Consider the following 15,358-nt stretch of genomic DNA (forward strand, 5'->3'; position numbering starts at 1 on the left):
CGACGACACCGATGCCGCAGGCTCGATTCCCTATTTGCCCAAAGGCTAAAGGTTGTTACCCCGGCAAACTCTCGTCGCGCGGGGCCGCCGCACGACGCAAGCGGTCATTGATGGCGCGCCCCAAACCCACCTCGGGAATCGGTGAGACCGCAATCGCCGCGCCTCGGGCATCAAGCGCGTGAAGATGCCCAAAAAGATTGGCCGCCGCCTCGACCAGATCGCCCGAGGGCGAGAGGTTCAGATCGGCCTCGACCGCCCCGAATCCCAAGAGCAGCTCGCCCGCCTGCCGCTCTTGGGCATTCAGGCGCACCGGAGCGCCCGGCGCATAATGCGATTGCATCTGCCCCGGTGCCACCAGCGGGTCGCCCGCCGCGTGCTGCGCCAGCGCGCGCCCCAAGGCCGCCTCGAGCGCCTCAATGGGCACACCTCCGGGTCGCAAGAGACTGGGCTGGCCCGCTAGACCGACGATGGTGGATTCCACCCCCACCGCGCAGGCGCCACCGTCGATCACCGCCTCGATCCGCCCCGAAAGCCCCGCCAACACATGCGCCGCCGTGGTCGGGCTGATCCGCCCCGAAGGATTGGCCGAAGGGGCCGCCACCGGTCCGCCGAACGCCGCCAGCAAGCCCTGCGCCACGGGATGCGCAGGCACGCGGATGGCCAGCGTCGGCAACTCCGCCGTCACGAGGGGCGAGAGACCGGCATCAGCGCGCAGCGGCAGCACCAGGGTCAGAGGACCGGGCCAAAAGGCCGAGGCGAGGATTTCCGCTGCATCCGACCATGCGACATAGCGCCGGGCCGCGTCCGCGGTTTCGACATGCACGATCAGCGGATTGAACCGGGGCCGCCCCTTGGCTTCGAATATCCGGGCCACCGCCCGATCGTTGCGGGCATCTGCCCCAAGGCCGTAAACCGTCTCGGTCGGAAAGGCGACAAGACCGCCAGCAGACCATATCGCAGAGGCTGCCGCAAATCCGGCGGCGTCCGCTTGCAATATTTCGGTTGCATTTGGCATATACGTCCCCTGACCTGACGCCGCGTTTTGGTTGCCGCGGCTGTGCCTTTGGCTAGTTTGATCGTCAGGACCGGATCACTACAGGCCTTCCAGACGGATGCCAAGCGACGCCGACGAGTTGAAAAGGAAAACGGAACATGCCCTATCGCGCCCCTGTAGATGAGTATCGCTTTCTGTTCGATCATATTGTCGGCCTGTCCCACGTGGTTGACACCGACCGGTTTGCCGAGGCCACGCCAGACATGACCGCCGCGATTCTCGCCGAAGCCGCGCGCCTGTGCGAAGAGGTGCTCTATCCTCTGCAACGCAGTGGCGATTTGCATCCCGCCAAGCTGGAGAATGGCGTCGTGCGCACATCGCCCGGCTATGCTGAGGGGTACCGCGCGATTGCCGACGGGGGCTGGGTGTCGATCAGCGCGCATCCCGATCATGGTGGCATGGGTCTTCCGATGACGGTGACGACCGCCGTCAACGAGATGATGTCCTCGGCCTGCCTCTCGCTGCAACTCAATCCGCTGATGACCCAAGGCCAGATCGAAGCGCTGGAACATCACGCCTCGGACGACCTCAAGGCCATCTACCTGCCCAAGCTGGTCAGCGGCGAATGGTCGGGCACCATGAACCTGACCGAACCTCAGGCCGGGTCCGATGTGGGCGCGCTGCGCTCCAAGGCGGACCCCAATGGCGACGGCACCTATGCCGTGACCGGGCAAAAAATCTATATCTCTTGGGGCGACAACGATTTTACCGGCAATGTCTGTCATCTCGTGCTGGCCCGCCTGCCGGATGGCGTGCCGGGCACCAAGGGCATCAGCCTTTTTCTCGTGCCCAAGTTCCTGCCTGATGACACCGGCAATCCGGGCAAGCGCAACAGCCTCAAGGTCGTGAGCCTCGAGCACAAGATGGGCCTGCACGGCAGCCCCACGGCCGTCATGCAATACGACGGGGCCACCGGCTGGCTGGTGGGCGAGCCTCACGATGGTATGCGCGCCATGTTCACCATGATGAACAACGCCCGCCTTGGTGTGGGCGGTCAGGGCATCGGCGTGGCCGAGGGCGCCTATCAACACGCACTGGCCTATGCGATGGACCGCAAACAGGGCCGCACCCCGGTCGAGGGTGGAGCGGGCAGCATCATCGAGCATGCCGATGTGCGCCGGATGCTGGCCACGATGAAGGCCGATATCTTTGCCGCCCGCGCCATAGCGCTTGCCTGCGCGCAGGCCATCGACATGCAGACCGCGACCGGCAAACCCCATTGGGCCGCGCGCGCGGCGTTCCTCACACCGATTGCCAAGGCCTTTGGCACCGACACCGGCATCGCTGTGGCCGAAATGGGTGTGCAAGTGCATGGCGGCATGGGGTTCATCGAGGAAACGGGCGCCGCGCAATATTCCCGCGACGTGCGCGTCACCGCAATCTACGAGGGCACCAACGGCATTCAGGCCATGGACCTTGCCGCACGCAAGCTGATGGATGGTGGCGAGGCGGCCTATGCCCTGCTCGACGAGATCGAGGCACAGGCCGAGACCGCCCGCGCCAGCCTGCCCGCATTGGCCGAACCCGTCTGGCAGGCCACCGAGAGCTTGCGCGAAGCGGTCGAGTGGATGCTGGGGCAAAAGGACCTCAACCAGCGGTTCGCCGGGGCGGCCCCCTTCCTGCGCGGCTTTGCGCGGGTTCTGGGCGGGCATTTCCACCTCAGGGCGGCCTTGGCCGAGGGCGGCAGCGGGCCGCGCACGCGGCTTGCGCGCTTCTACATCACACGCCTCTTGCCGGAACACGCGGGTCTCTTGGCCCATGCCACCCAAGGGGCTAGCGATCTCTATGCCCTCACGCCCGAGGATTTCGCGGCCTGATGGATGGGTGCCCGATCATAGCCACCCCGTGGGACACGCCGCCCCCATCCGGGGCCGCGACCGAGGTGGCCCCCGGAATCCTCTGGCTGCGCCTGCCGCTGCCCATGGTGCTCGACCACGTCAACATCTACGCGCTGGACGAGGGCGATAGCTGGACCATCGTCGATACGGGCATTCATTCCAAGCGCAGCGTCGCCCTATGGGAGGACATTCTCGCTGGCCCCTTGCAGGGTCGCCCGGTGCGCCGCGTGGTCCTGACACATCATCATCCCGACCATATCGGCATGGCGGGCTGGTTGATGGCGCGGTTCGGCGCAGAGCTTTGGGCCTCGCGCACAAGCTGGCTCATGGCGCGGATGCTGATCCTCGATGTCGAGGATAGCCCGACGCCACAGGCCCTCGCCTTTTCGCGGGCGGGCGGGATGGACCCCGAGATATACGAGGCCCGCAAGACCGAGCGCCCCTATAATTTCTCGGACATCTGCGCCCCCATCCCGGTGGGCTATACCCGCATCCAAGAGGGCGACGTGATCCGCGCGGGCGGCTATGACTGGGATGTGCGCATGGGCGGCGGGCACGCGCCCGAACATGTCACGCTCTGGTCACGCGATGCAAACCTGGTGATCGCAGGCGATCAGATCCTGCCCGGCATCAGCCCCAATATCGGCGTCTACCCGACCGAACCAGAGGCCGACCCTTTGGCCGATTGGCTGGCCGCCTGCGACCGGCTGGCCGCCCATGCCCGCGACACGCATCTCGTGCTGCCGGGGCACAAGCTGCCCTTCACCGGCCTGCCCTTTCGCGTGCAGCAGTTGCGCGACAATCACCACGGCGCGCTCGACCGGCTGCGCACCTTCCTTGCGACACCGCACACCGCTGCCGAGTGTTTCCCCCTGCTCTTCAAGCGCCAGATCGACCGGGGCACTTACGGCTTGGCGCTGGTCGAGGCCATTGCGCATCTCAACCACTTGCTGCACGCTGGCGAGGTGACACGCTGGCGGCGCGCCGACGAGGCTTGGCTCTGGCAGATCAAGGATCGCTGACAAGGGGGGCAGGCGCATGGACCCGACCATCCACACCACCGCCGAAGCCGCAGAGGCCGACGCCATGCCGCGCGCCCATGAGGTGCATTCAGACCCCAACCAGCCCTGTATCGAAACAGCCGCAAAATCCCTGACCAATGGCGCAGGCCAAACCAAGAGCCCGGCGCAATGGGCCTATGAACGGCTGATTCTCTATATCCAGAACTTCGAGAAAACTCTGGACGAGGCGCATGAGGTGGCCATGGGCTTTGCCGGGAGCGACAGTGGGGTGATCCGCATCGAAGGCATGGGCTATTTCGAGCCCGACATTCTGACCTTTTACGGACAGGATCAGATGGGCATGCGCACGCAGCTCATCCAGCATGTCGGACAACTCAGCGTGATGCTGCGCGCCCTGCCGAAACAGGTCGAGACAGAAGAGCCGAAACGAATCGGATTTCAACTGGCCCAAGACCTCAACAAAGCCTGAAACCGCGACAGCTTGGGTGGTGACAGCCCCGGTCAAATGGGCTATCCAACGGCGGAATTTGAACTGCATACAGCAAGGGACACACGCGACATGGCCGAGCACAAGCATGGTGAAATGAATATCGACGTTCAGGAAAAGACCTTTGACGGGTTCATCAAGTGGGTGACCTATGTCGCTGTCGCCTGCATCGCGCTGTTGCTCTTTATCGCGGCGGTCAACGGCTGATCTGCGCACCCGCCGAGGATAGATAATGCGGTCATTGGTTCTGGCGCTTGCCGCCTCTCTCACGCTGGCGGGATGTGCGGCGGAATCGGTCTGGGCACCCGATGAAGAGGTGGCGCGTGCCGCCTATCGTCATGACGGCCCCCCGCGCCTGACCGTATTTACCATGATCAACAACGGCAACGGCTCTGGCGCGCATACCTCGCTGATGGTGAATGGCTCGCAGCGGGTGATTTTCGACCCCGCCGGATCGTTCAACAAGGCCGGGCACCTGCCCGAGCGCAATGATGTGCTCTTCGGGATCAATCCTCAGGTCGAGGATGTCTATACCCGCTACCACGCGCGCGAGACGTTCCGCGTGCAGATCCAGCAACTCGACGTCTCGCCGGAACTGGCGGAACGTGCCTTGCAACTGGTCAAGGCGAATGGCCCGGTGCCGCAGGCGCAATGCTCCTTTGCAACCTCCCGAATTCTGGCAGAGCTGTTTCCGGGCCAGATCGGCACCTCCTGGTATCCGCGCAAGACCGCAGAGGCCTTTGGCAAGATCCCCGGCGTCACCGAACAGACGCTTTACGAATATGACAGCGACGACAATTCCAAGGTGCTGGAGGCATGGAGCCCGGCACGTGCGGCAGCGGTGAAGGCGTCGCAGTAGCGCAAGCGCGGCTTGGAGTGCGAAAGCGTGCGCCGTTCAATGCCCGCGCTCAGTCCTGCTCTCTGTCGTCTGGCCACAGCGACAAGACGGATGCCTCACAGAGGCTAAGCGCGCGCGTCTCAATCCAACGGTATGATTTCAAAATCCACAAGGTCGTTCCATCGCGAGACCCATACATCGAAAAGGTCGGGCTGGCGCGTCTCCATCAGCTGATAGCAGATGTTGCGATCTCGATTGGTCCAGGAATTCAGATAGCTCAAACCCTCGGGCAGCAGTCGTCCTGAGGTTTCAAATCTCTGATAGACCGCATCACAGCAGCCTTCCTTGAACCTTTCGATGACCATGTATTTTCTCATCGCAAGAACCCCGCCAAAGACTGCTCCAAACAGGCAAAGATCACACTATTCCATGACCGCCCCACACAAAACCCCGCCCGCACAAGGCGGACGGGGTTGCGATTACGTGGCATTGAGCCAAGGGTTTACTCCGGCTGGCCCCCGGCCATGACCGAGAGACCGCGCAGGATATCAATGGCATAGGCCAGTTGATAATCATCTTCGCGCAGCTTGGCCGCCTGTTCGGCGCGGGCCCGGTCCTCTTCGATCTGCTTGATCTCGTCTTCGGTCAGGCTGTCGTTGTTCAGACGTCCCCGCAGATCAGCCTCGGACCGGTCGGGCCGGTTGGTGGTCTCTTCCTCCTCGGTCTGCGGTGCGCGCGGGGGCTGCTCGACCAGAATATCAGGGCTCACACCTAGCGCCTGAATCGAGCGGCCAGAGGGCGTGTAATACCGCGAGGTGGTCAGGCGCATCGCGCCATTGCCCCGGAGCGGCATGACCGTCTGCACCGAACCTTTGCCAAAGCTCTTGGTGCCCACGACGATGGCGCGGTGATGATCCTGCAACGCCCCGGCCACGATCTCTGAGGCGCTGGCAGAGCCACCGTTGATCAACACAACGATGGGCTTGCCATTCGCCAGATCACCCGGCGTGGCATTGAAACGCTCACCATCCTGAGGATTGCGGCCTCTTGTGCTCACGATCTCGCCCTTGTCGAGGAACGCGTCAGAAACCTTGATCGCCTGCGTCAGCAGACCACCGGGATTGTTGCGCAGATCGAGGATGATGCCGCTCACCTTGTCTTCGCCGCCCAATTCCTCGATCTTTTCCGCCAGACCGCTTTCAAGGTTGGCATAGGTCTGATCGTTGAACGTGGTCACGCGCAGCACGACCGCATCCTGTTCGGCGCGTGCGCGCACCGCCGTCAGCTTGATCGTGTCCCGGATGATCGAGACGTCAAAGGGCTCTGCCGTGCCTTCCCGCACCACGGTGATGATGATCTCGCTGCCCACCGGGCCGCGCATCAGGTCCACCGCCTCGTCGAGCGTGAGGCCCAAAACGCTGGCCCCGTCCACATGGGTGATGAAATCGCCCGCTTCGATCCCGGCCTGATCTGCCGGCGTGCCATCCATCGGGGAGACCACCTTGACGAACCCGTCCTCTTGCGTGACCTCGATGCCAAGCCCACCGAATTCGCCGCGCGTCTGCACCTGCATGTTCTCGGCGTCATCAGGCGAGAGATAGCTGGAATGGGGGTCAAGCGAGGTCAACATGCCGTTGATCGCGGCCTCGATCAGCTCTTTGGTTTCGACCTCTTCAACATATTGCGCCCGAATCCGCTCGAAAATATCTCCAAAGAGATCAAGCTGTTCGTAGACGTTGTTGGTCGTCTCGGCCTCCTGCGCCAACAGCGGGGCGGCCACCTGTGTCGTCACCACAGCGCCAGTCAGAATGCCGGCAGAGGCGGCCATCAGGAATTTTTTCATGTCTCAACCATCCTTATCGGTCTTGAACCACGTGAGCGGGTCCACTGGAGAATTGTCTTGCCGCACCTCTATATAGAGCGTCTGTGTGCGTCTGGCACCCGTATCCTGTGCATCGGCGGCAAGCAGCAGATCGCCTTCGGTCCCTGCCCCTCCCATCAGCCCCACCGGGCTGCCGCCCGGCAGAACCTGCCCTGCCTGACCATAAACAACATCGAGACCCGCAAACACCAGCAAAATCCCCGCCTGCGGTTCCAGAATGATCACATTTCCGTAGTCGAGCAAGGGCCCGCGATAGCGCACTGTTGCCGCACTGGGCGCGGTGACAAGGGCGCGCGGGCGCGTGGCCAAGAGAATACCGGGGCGCGCGACCCCGGCGGCATCCGCTTCACCCGCACGGCGCAGGATCACCCCCTCCGCAGGCAGCGGCAATGCGCCTTTGCGCGCCGTGATGTCGGGCAGGCTGCCCGGTGCCTCATCCACCGCGATTTCGCTCAGACCGCTGGCGAATCCCTCCAGCGTCTCGGTCGAGGCGATGAGCAGCGCGGTCCTGACCGGGTCTTCGGTAAAACGGCGCGGCAGGTCGGTGCGCTCGGCCATGGCGGTGCTGAGGGCGGTGCGCGCCTCTTGCACGCCCTCCAGCCCCTCTTGCAGCTTGTCCGCCGCACTTTGCTGGAGCACGCGCAGCACGCTCAACTCCTGCACCTTGTCGCGCAATTCAAGCGCGCGGGCATCCAGTGCGGGGGCGACCTCGGACAGGATCATCCCGGCCCGCGCCGTGCCGACCGGCCCCGACGGATGCATGAGCAGCACCGGCACCGGGGCATTGCCCATGGTCGAAAGCACACCCAGCAACTGCGCAATCTCGGCCTCGCGGGCCTGCAACTCAGCGCCAAGCGCCTGTTCGCGCAGCGACGCCCGGCGCAGCCCGTCGCGCATCGCCTCTAGCCCATCCTCATAGGCCGCGATCACCTGCGTCAGCGCCTTGACCCGGTTTTGTGCGCCCTCTGCCTCGGCCAGGGCCTCGGCCGCAAGGCTCAGTTGCTCGCCCGCCTCGCGCGCCGCGGTCGCGGGGTCCTGTGCCACGGCGGGCGACAGCCCTCCACAGAGCATCAAGATCGCGCAGGTGACGGGCAAGACCCTCATGTCAACAGGGTCTCCCCGGTCATTTCCGCAGGGATTGACAGCCCCATCAACTGCAACACCGTGGGTGCCAGATCTGCCAACCGCCCGCCCGCGCGCAGGCCCGTCCCCTCTGGCCCACCCAGAAGGATAACCGGCACGGGATTGAGCGTGTGGGCGGTATGCGGCCCGCCGGTTTCGGGATCGACCATCACCTCGCAATTGCCATGATCCGCCGTGACGATCATCGTGCCGCCGACCTCTTCGAGCGCGGCAATCACCCGCGCCAGCCCCCGATCCACCGCCTCGCAGGCCGCAATCGCCGCCTTGAGATCGCCGGTATGGCCGACCATGTCGGGATTGGCATAATTGACCACGATCAGATCATACCGCCCCCGGATCGCCGCGACGAGCCGGGTCGTAACCTCTTCGGCGGACATCTCGGGCTTGAGATCATAGGTGGCGACATTGGGCGAGGGCGCCATATAGCGATCCTCGCCCACCTCGGGCTGTTCCTTGCCGCCGTTGAGGAAAAAGGTCACATGCGGATATTTCTCGGTCTCGGCGAGGTGAAACTGGCTCAGACCATGCTGCGCCACCCATTCCGCCAGCGTGTTGACGATGGCGCGCGAGGGAAACACCGTGTCGAACCAGGCATTATGCGCCTCGGAATATTCCACCATCCCAAGCAGGGCCGCCCAATGCGGGCACGCCCCCCGCTCGAACGCGGCAAAGGCCGGATCGGCAACCGCTTGCAGGATTTCGCGGGCACGGTCGGCGCGAAAGTTGAGACAAAAGAGACCGTCGCCATCCCGCGCACCCATATAGTCGCCAATCACCGTCGCGGTGATGAATTCGTCGGTCTCGGAGCGGGCATAGCCATTGGTGATCGCCATGCGCGGATCAGGGCAGCGCAGGCCGCGTCCTGCGACAATCGCCTCATAAGCCTCTTGCACGCGCGACCAGCGGTTGTCGCGGTCCATCGCGAAATAGCGCCCCGTGACGGTCGCGATCCGCACCTCGGGCGGCATGATCTCGCGCAGTTTCTCCAATTGCACCCGCGCCGACTTCGGGGCCACGTCGCGCCCATCGGTCAACGCATGGAGCAACACCGGAACGCCCGACTCGGTCAGCGCTCGCGCCGCCGCCGCGATGTGATTGAGATGCCCATGCACCCCGCCATCCGACATAAGCCCCAAGAGATGCGCCCGCCCGCCGCTGGCCTTCATCTTGGCGATAAATCCCTGCAAACCGCTGTTTGCAAAGAAAGACCCGTCTTCGATGGCAAGGTCGATCTGGCCCAAGTCCATCGCCACCACGCGCCCCGCGCCGATATTGGTGTGGCCCACCTCGGAATTGCCCATCTGCCCGCGCGGCAGGCCCACATCGGGGCCGTGGGTGATCAACGTGGCATGGGGACAGGTGGCCATCAGCCGGTCGAAAACGGGCGTCTGCGCCAGATGGGGCGCATTGGCATGGGGGCTGTCACTCAGCCCCCAACCATCGAGGATGCACAGGACGACGGGTTTCGGCATGCTCTCTCCTGACCTTCGTGTTGCCGCCTTCTAGCCTGTCGGGACCGCAGGGTGAAGCTGCTTTGCGGTCGCGCCGCAATCCGGCGGAATCCTGTCGTGCCTCGCACTGTCCCAGCCCTGCCTTCGCCCTATCACACCGCTATGGCGATGCGTCAGCAAACAGACCCGTCAGGGCGCTTGCGAACAGAGCGGAATTCCGCTTGAACGGGCTTGCGGACAAGGAAAGGCACAAGATGACAACTTGGATCACCATTTGCGACACCTGCAAGCGCGAGGATTGGGACGCCGCCACGCACACGCGCCCGCATGGCGAGGATCTCGCCGCGCTTGTCGAGCGCGCCGCAGAGGGATGCCAGGCGGTCCGCACACGGCGGGTGGCCTGTCTCATGGGCTGTGGGAAGGGGTGTAACGTGGCCATTCAGGGCGCGGGCAAGCTGGCCTATACCTTGGGCGATTTCACCCCCGAGAAAGAAGCCGCCGAGGCGATTGTCGCCTATGCCACGCTCCATGCCGAGAGCGCGACAGGTCAGGTGCCCTACAAACAATGGCCGCAGGGGGTAAAGGGGCATTTCGTGACCCGCCATCCCCCCTTGCCCTCTGACACCGAGGCGTGACGCACATGCACCGGGACCATGGCGGCGGGATCGACGCGGCGCGCGCTGCACATGGCGGAGAGCGGACCGATTGGATTGACCTCTCAACGGGGATCAACCCCCTGCCCTATCCGGTGGGCGAAATCACAACCGAGGCCTGGACCGCCCTGCCCGACCGCGCCGCACAAGAGGCGCTGATCCGCGCCGCGCGGCATTTCTGGCAGGTGCCGGACGGGGCCTCGGTGCTGGCTGCTCCCGGTGCCTCGGCGCTGATCGCACGGCTGCCCGGCCTGCGTGCGCCCGGAGCGGTGCATATCCCCGGCCCCACCTACAATGAACACGCCGCCAGCTTTCGCACCCATGGCTGGCAGATGATCGACGCCCGCACAACCGATGCGCCCGTTGACGCGCGGGTGATCGTGCATCCCAACAACCCCACGGGACAGTTTTACGGCGCGCAAGACCTGACCGCTCCCCTGACCGTGATCGACGAGAGTTTCTGCGACGTGGCCCCGGATCGCTCACTGGTGCGCCACGCGACGACACCGGGCACAATCGTGCTGAAAAGTTTTGGCAAGTTCTGGGGGCTGGCAGGGCTGCGGCTTGGCTTTGCCATCGGCGCGCGCGCCGAGGTGGAGCGGTTGGCCGAGATGCTGGGGCCTTGGCCGGTCTCTGGCCCGGCGCTGGAAATCGGGGCGCGGGCGCTTAGCGATCCGGATTGGGCGCGCGAGACGCGGGTGCGCCTCAATGAAGAGGCGGCGCGTCTTGATGCGCTGATGTGGCGCGCGGGGGCCGAGGCGGTGGGAGGCTGTGCCCTCTTCCGGCTTTACCGGGTCAAATCCGCCGAGGCGTGGCAGGCGCGTCTGGCCGAACACCGGATTCTCATCCGGGTGTTTCCCTATGCAGATGATCTGATCCGCCTCGGCCTGCCGGGACCAGAGGGCTGGGCGCGGCTCGAGGCGGCGCTGTGACCCTCGTTCTGGCGATGCTGCTTGATGCCGCCTTGGGCGAGCCGCGCTGGCTCTGGGACCGGTTGCCGCATCCGGCGGTCCTGATGGGGCGCGCGGTGGGCTGGTGCGACCGGGTGCTCAATCGTGGCGCGGCACGGCGCGCGCGGGGCATCGCGGCGATGACTGGCCTCGGGCTTTTGGCCCTTGGGCTGGGCTGGACGCTCTCGCAACTTGGGCCTATGGTCGAGGTCATCGTCGCCGCAATCCTGCTCGCGCAACGCTCGCTGGTCGATCACGTGGCGGCGGTCGCGCGTGACCTGCGGATATCCTTGGGCGACGGGCGGCGCGCGGTGGCACAGATCGTGGGGCGCGATACCGCCGCGATGCAGCCCTCGGATGTGGCGCGCGGCGCCATCGAATCAGCCGCCGAAAACCTTAGCGACGGGGTGATCGCCCCCGCCTTCTGGTTTCTCATCGGCGGGTTGCCGGGGCTGATGCTCTACAAGATCACCAACACTGCCGACAGCATGATCGGCTATCGCACGCCCCGCCACGAGGCCTTCGGCTGGGCTGCCGCACGATTCGACGACCTGCTCAATCTCGCCCCCGCGCGGGCGACGGCGGGGCTCATTCTCGCAACCCATGCGCTCTGGTGGCAATGGGATGCGGTCGCGCGGGAGGCGCGGCAACACCGCTCGCCCAATGCTGGCTGGCCCGAAGCCGCGATGGCGCGCGCCTTGGGCGTGGCGCTCTCTGGCCCACGATCCTATCACGGCACGCGGCAAGAGTTTCCTTATGTGAATGCGTCGGGGCGGCGCGACATCGGCGCAACAGAGGTCGAGGCCGCCTGCCGCGCGCTCTGGCGTGCCTGGGGCGCGGCACTGGTCCTCGTGGCGGCCCTAGGGGCGGGGCTTGCACTCCTGCACTGACCTCTCAGCCGATCAGCATCTTCAGCCCTTGGGTCACATCAGAGCGGACCGCCAGACGCAGGCTGGGTTCATCCCCTGCCTTCAGCGCAGCGATGATGAGGCGATGATAATGCGGCGGATCCTTGCGCCGCAGTCGGCCATAGAGCGCGCGCATCGTGGGCCCAAGCTGGAGCCAGACAGTCTCGGCCATGGCCAGCATCGCAGGGGCCTGCGCGCGCAGATAGAGCGTGCGGTGGAATTCGAGATTGCGGCGGATATAGCCCACCGCGTCCTGACGGGCGATATCCTCGGCCACGCGGGCATTGATGCTCTGGAGCCGGTCAATCAAGGCGATATGCGCGCGCGGCAGGGCACGGCTGGCCAGTTCCACCTCGATGAGCGCGCGCAGCGCGGCCAGTTCTTCGATCCGCTCGCTGTTGAGTTCCGGCGTGGACACGCGGCCAGAGCTGGACATGGTCAACGCCCCCTCGGCCGACAGGCGGCGCACGGCCTCTCGCGCAGGCGTCATGGACACGCCGAATTCGGCACCGATGCCGCGCAGGGTCAGCGCCTGACCGGGGGCAATCTCGCCGTGCATGATGCGCGACCGCAGGCCGCGATAGACGCGGTCATGCGCAGAGGGGGACGGATCGGGGCGCGGCGGCAAAAGCATGGCCCCATGTGATCACAAATCCCGCGCCGGTCAATCACCGAAAACGATAGCGGTGCAGCGCGCTGCCTTCGCGGCGCAACCAGGCGCGCGGGGTTTCATAGTCGGGCATGAGGCGCGCCACCTCGGCCCAGAAGGCGGGCGAATGGTTCATCTGCGCCAGATGCGCCACTTCATGCGCCGCCACATAATCCAGCACTATGGGCGGCGCGAGGATCAGACGCCACGAATAGCTGAGCGCGCCCGTGGCCGAACAGGACCCCCACCGCGACCGCGTGTCACGCAAGGTCAGCCGGGTGTAGCGCCGCCCCAAGAGGCCGGCATAGTGATCCGACGCCGCCGCTAGCCGATCGCGCGCCCGCGCCTTTAGCCAGCCTTCAAGCCGTGCAGCAACGCTCTCTGCCGCCCCCGGCACACAGAGCTGCGCCGCCTCACGCACGATCCGCCGCCCGCTACCGGGCACGATTCGCAAGGTCTCGCCCTCGACCGGCAGATCACAGCCGATCCCCACAAGCCTCTGATCTGGCCGCCCCGCCAGATGCCCCCGCAACCAATCGGCGCGCGAACGGGCAAAGGCCAGGGCCTCGGCCTCGCTCACACCGCGCGGAATCGTCAGCGTCACCCGCCCATCCAGCCCCGACACACGCAGCGAAATCCGCCGCGCGCGGGCACTGTGACGCAGACTGAGTGCAACGGGGGGGTTGCCCGCCAGCATGTGATGGCCCATATGCGCTCCTGCTCGGGGTCCGGGTTCACCGTCAAAGGCTTTGACAGCTCTGCAATGTTATGGCAGGGGACGCGGATCGTCGACAAGACCAGAGATTCAAAGGGGATCACCCATGCCCAAGGAAGAATGGGGCGTCAAGCGTATCTGCCCGACCACCGGCAAACGCTTTTACGACCTGAACAAGAACCCGATCGTCAGCCCATACACGGGCGAGGTGGTGGAACTGTCGTCGCATAAAACGCGCTCGATGGCACCGGACGCCGAAGATGCGGAAACGAAGAAACTGAAGGCAGGGAGCATCCTCGATGATGATGCCGATCTGCTGGATGATGAGGACGTTGATGTCGAGCTGGATGATGATCTGCTCGAGGATGACGAGGACGAGGATGTGTCGCTTGACGACATCGCCGACGTGGCCTCGGACGACAACGATCTTTAATGATCGGAGGGCGGGATTTTCCACTTGATCCCGCCCGCCGCTTTGCCTAGATAGCGGCGCACGGCCCAAAGCGGCCATGGAATTGGGGCCTTAGCTCAGCTGGGAGAGCGCTTGCATGGCATGCAAGAGGTCAGGGGTTCGATCCCCCTAGGCTCCACCAATTCCGCCAATAATCACGCAGTTAGACGCTCGCCGCAACCGACGGTGTCCCCTTGCGTCTGCCCTGCCTGCTTCTTTATGGCCAAAATACTCTCGCCGAAGGCGTTGATGGCCGCCATGATGGCACGCGCGGGGCTGGCGCGGGATTGCGGCAAATTCAGCCCGAGAATCCCTTGACGCGCCTGTGCTTTGGGCCTAAAGACGCCGAATGGAATTCGGGGCGCTGCCTGTGGTGGTGCCCGTTTGTGTTAAGAAGGGCCAGCACGCGCCCTCAGCAAGAACGAGGATGATCTCATGTCGCGCCGCTGTGAACTGACCGGAAAAGGCCCGATGGTTGGCAACAACTCCAGCCACGCCAACAACAAGACACGTCGTCGGTATCTGCCGAACCTGAACGACGTGACCCTGCAATCAGAAACCCTGAACCGTGGCATCAAGCTGCGGATTTCGGCCCATGCCCTGCGCAGCGTCGATCATCGTGGTGGTCTGGATGCGTTCCTGGCCAAAGCCAAGGATGAAGAACTGTCGGCCTCTGCCCTGAAGGTCAAGAAAGAGATTGCCAAGGCTCAGGCCGCAACCGCCTGATCCTTCGCGCCCAATCGCCTTGCATCCAGCCCTGCCCAACCGGCGGGGCTGTTTGCTTTTGCCGCTTGCCCAAGCTGGGGGCGCGGGCCTATATCTCGGGCTGATGAGACCCCTGCACCCGATCCTGGCCTTGGGCCTTTGCCTTGTTCTGGCCCTCACCAGCCAGAGCCTTGCCGTGGCGCGCGGGGCGGCGCAGCCGGTGGGCCAGATCGTGCTCTGCACCGGCACAGGGCCGGTCACAGTCACAGTCGACGCCGAGGGACAGCCTGTGGCCGCCCCTTATCTCTGCCCCGATTGCCTGCCCGGTTTCGCTGTCGTGCTCGTGCCCTCCCCCGGCCTTGGCCTCTGGCTCGCCTCGGAGCGACGGATCAAGGCATTCGTTGTGGTGCCCCATGCGGTCATGCGCGCTCTGCCCCCGAGTGTGGCCCGCGCGCCGCCTGTGCCTGTCTGAGCATCCTTCCCAGACCGTGACACAAACATTCAAGGAGCGACCCATGTCCTTCAAATCCACCCTTCTGGCGGCCTTTGCCGCAACCGCCCTTGCCGCGCCCGCGCTGGCACAGGAAATCCACGTGCTCGATACCTACGCCC

Annotated in this window: 18 protein-coding genes and 1 tRNA gene; 12 read left to right on the forward strand and 7 right to left on the reverse strand. The window is 64.8% G+C overall.

Translation table 11 applies throughout. The features are described 5' to 3' along the window. Window positions 1-55 precede the first annotated feature (55 nt). Window positions 56-1,015 carry an L-threonylcarbamoyladenylate synthase gene (locus tag KBT70_RS06965; protein WP_296630330.1) on the reverse strand — a complete coding sequence of 320 codons (960 nt, stop codon included), beginning with the start codon at window positions 1,013-1,015 and terminating at the stop codon, window positions 56-58. Between the two features lie 137 nt (window positions 1,016-1,152). On the opposite strand from KBT70_RS06965, the gene KBT70_RS06970 reads away from it, so the two are divergent. The 5 genes from KBT70_RS06970 (at window position 1,153) to KBT70_RS06990 (ending at window position 5,260) form a co-directional block, all read left to right on the forward strand. Beyond that, on the forward strand, window positions 1,153-2,871 hold the full coding sequence (locus KBT70_RS06970; RefSeq protein WP_296630333.1) for an acyl-CoA dehydrogenase: 1,719 nt from the start codon (window positions 1,153-1,155) through the stop codon (window positions 2,869-2,871). Beyond that, window positions 2,871-3,914 carry an MBL fold metallo-hydrolase gene (locus KBT70_RS06975; RefSeq protein ID WP_296630336.1) on the forward strand — a complete coding sequence of 348 codons (1,044 nt, stop codon included), beginning with the start codon at window positions 2,871-2,873 and terminating at the stop codon, window positions 3,912-3,914. The genes KBT70_RS06970 and KBT70_RS06975 overlap by 1 nt, the downstream gene beginning before the upstream one ends. A gap of 16 nt (window positions 3,915-3,930) precedes the next feature. After that, window positions 3,931-4,383, forward strand: a complete 453-nt coding sequence (locus tag KBT70_RS06980; RefSeq protein WP_296630339.1) for a DUF6173 family protein — start codon at window positions 3,931-3,933, stop codon at window positions 4,381-4,383. A gap of 90 nt (window positions 4,384-4,473) precedes the next feature. Continuing rightward, window positions 4,474-4,608 (forward strand): aa3-type cytochrome c oxidase subunit IV, encoded by a 135-nt coding sequence (locus KBT70_RS06985; protein ID WP_296630342.1) that lies wholly within the window; start codon window positions 4,474-4,476, stop codon window positions 4,606-4,608. A 25-nt stretch (window positions 4,609-4,633) separates the two neighbouring features. Further along, entirely contained in the window at window positions 4,634-5,260 is a 627-nt protein-coding gene (locus KBT70_RS06990) for a hypothetical protein (RefSeq protein WP_296630344.1), read from the forward strand. Window positions 5,261-5,379: 119 nt separating this feature from the next. Here the strand turns inward: KBT70_RS06990 and KBT70_RS06995 are convergent, their stop codons facing one another. The 4 genes from KBT70_RS06995 to gpmI all read right to left on the reverse strand — a co-directional run bounded on the left by KBT70_RS06995 (window position 5,380) and on the right by gpmI (window position 9,736). Further along, window positions 5,380-5,604 carry a DUF3303 family protein gene (locus KBT70_RS06995; RefSeq protein WP_296630346.1) on the reverse strand — a complete coding sequence of 75 codons (225 nt, stop codon included), beginning with the start codon at window positions 5,602-5,604 and terminating at the stop codon, window positions 5,380-5,382. A gap of 137 nt (window positions 5,605-5,741) precedes the next feature. Continuing rightward, window positions 5,742-7,082, reverse strand: coding sequence for a S41 family peptidase (locus KBT70_RS07000; RefSeq protein ID WP_296630351.1), 1,341 nt, complete (start codon window positions 7,080-7,082; stop codon window positions 5,742-5,744). A gap of 3 nt (window positions 7,083-7,085) precedes the next feature. Then, a complete protein-coding gene (locus KBT70_RS07005) occupies window positions 7,086-8,225 on the reverse strand; it encodes a peptidoglycan DD-metalloendopeptidase family protein (protein WP_296630354.1) in 1,140 nt (379 codons plus the stop codon). Further along, window positions 8,222-9,736: a 2,3-bisphosphoglycerate-independent phosphoglycerate mutase gene (gene gpmI / locus KBT70_RS07010; RefSeq protein ID WP_296630358.1), complete on the reverse strand. Its 1,515-nt coding sequence runs from the start codon at window positions 9,734-9,736 to the stop codon at window positions 8,222-8,224. The genes KBT70_RS07005 and gpmI overlap by 4 nt, the downstream gene beginning before the upstream one ends. A 233-nt stretch (window positions 9,737-9,969) precedes the next feature. Between gpmI and KBT70_RS07015 the strand changes: the two genes are divergently transcribed. Genes KBT70_RS07015 through cbiB form a run of 3 tightly spaced genes read left to right on the forward strand, consistent with a single transcriptional unit; the run spans window position 9,970 to window position 12,208 of the window. After that, window positions 9,970-10,350: a DUF1636 domain-containing protein gene (locus KBT70_RS07015; protein WP_296630361.1), complete on the forward strand. Its 381-nt coding sequence runs from the start codon at window positions 9,970-9,972 to the stop codon at window positions 10,348-10,350. A 5-nt stretch (window positions 10,351-10,355) separates the two neighbouring features. Then, window positions 10,356-11,300, forward strand: coding sequence for a threonine-phosphate decarboxylase CobD (cobD, locus tag KBT70_RS07020; protein WP_296630365.1), 945 nt, complete (start codon window positions 10,356-10,358; stop codon window positions 11,298-11,300). 14 nt (window positions 11,301-11,314) lie between these two features. Further along, window positions 11,315-12,208, forward strand: coding sequence for an adenosylcobinamide-phosphate synthase CbiB (cbiB, locus tag KBT70_RS07025; RefSeq protein ID WP_296630383.1), 894 nt, complete (start codon window positions 11,315-11,317; stop codon window positions 12,206-12,208). Window positions 12,209-12,212: 4 nt separating this feature from the next. Here cbiB and KBT70_RS07030 read toward each other — a convergent pair whose 3' ends face one another. Together KBT70_RS07030 and KBT70_RS07035 are read right to left on the reverse strand one after the other, a co-directional pair. Further along, on the reverse strand, window positions 12,213-12,860 hold the full coding sequence (locus KBT70_RS07030; RefSeq protein ID WP_037244604.1) for a GntR family transcriptional regulator: 648 nt from the start codon (window positions 12,858-12,860) through the stop codon (window positions 12,213-12,215). A 34-nt stretch (window positions 12,861-12,894) separates the two neighbouring features. Further along, window positions 12,895-13,584: a SprT family zinc-dependent metalloprotease gene (locus KBT70_RS07035; RefSeq protein ID WP_296630373.1), complete on the reverse strand. Its 690-nt coding sequence runs from the start codon at window positions 13,582-13,584 to the stop codon at window positions 12,895-12,897. Between the two features lie 112 nt (window positions 13,585-13,696). On the opposite strand from KBT70_RS07035, the gene KBT70_RS07040 reads away from it, so the two are divergent. The 4 genes from KBT70_RS07040 to KBT70_RS07055 all read left to right on the forward strand — a co-directional run bounded on the left by KBT70_RS07040 (window position 13,697) and on the right by KBT70_RS07055 (window position 15,218). Then, a complete protein-coding gene (locus KBT70_RS07040) occupies window positions 13,697-14,023 on the forward strand; it encodes a TIGR02300 family protein (protein WP_296630377.1) in 327 nt (108 codons plus the stop codon). Between the two features lie 84 nt (window positions 14,024-14,107). Then, window positions 14,108-14,183: transfer RNA gene (locus KBT70_RS07045), tRNA-Ala, on the forward strand. A gap of 293 nt (window positions 14,184-14,476) precedes the next feature. Beyond that, on the forward strand, window positions 14,477-14,767 hold the full coding sequence (rpmB, locus tag KBT70_RS07050) for a 50S ribosomal protein L28 (RefSeq protein WP_296630379.1): 291 nt from the start codon (window positions 14,477-14,479) through the stop codon (window positions 14,765-14,767). 103 nt (window positions 14,768-14,870) lie between these two features. After that, window positions 14,871-15,218, forward strand: coding sequence for a hypothetical protein (locus tag KBT70_RS07055; RefSeq protein ID WP_296630381.1), 348 nt, complete (start codon window positions 14,871-14,873; stop codon window positions 15,216-15,218). The last annotated feature ends 140 nt before the right edge of the window (window positions 15,219-15,358 follow it).

Origin of the sequence: Roseovarius sp., from assembly GCF_018066915.1 — a bacterium.
In the GTDB taxonomy this organism is placed as follows: domain Bacteria; phylum Pseudomonadota; class Alphaproteobacteria; order Rhodobacterales; family Rhodobacteraceae; genus Roseovarius.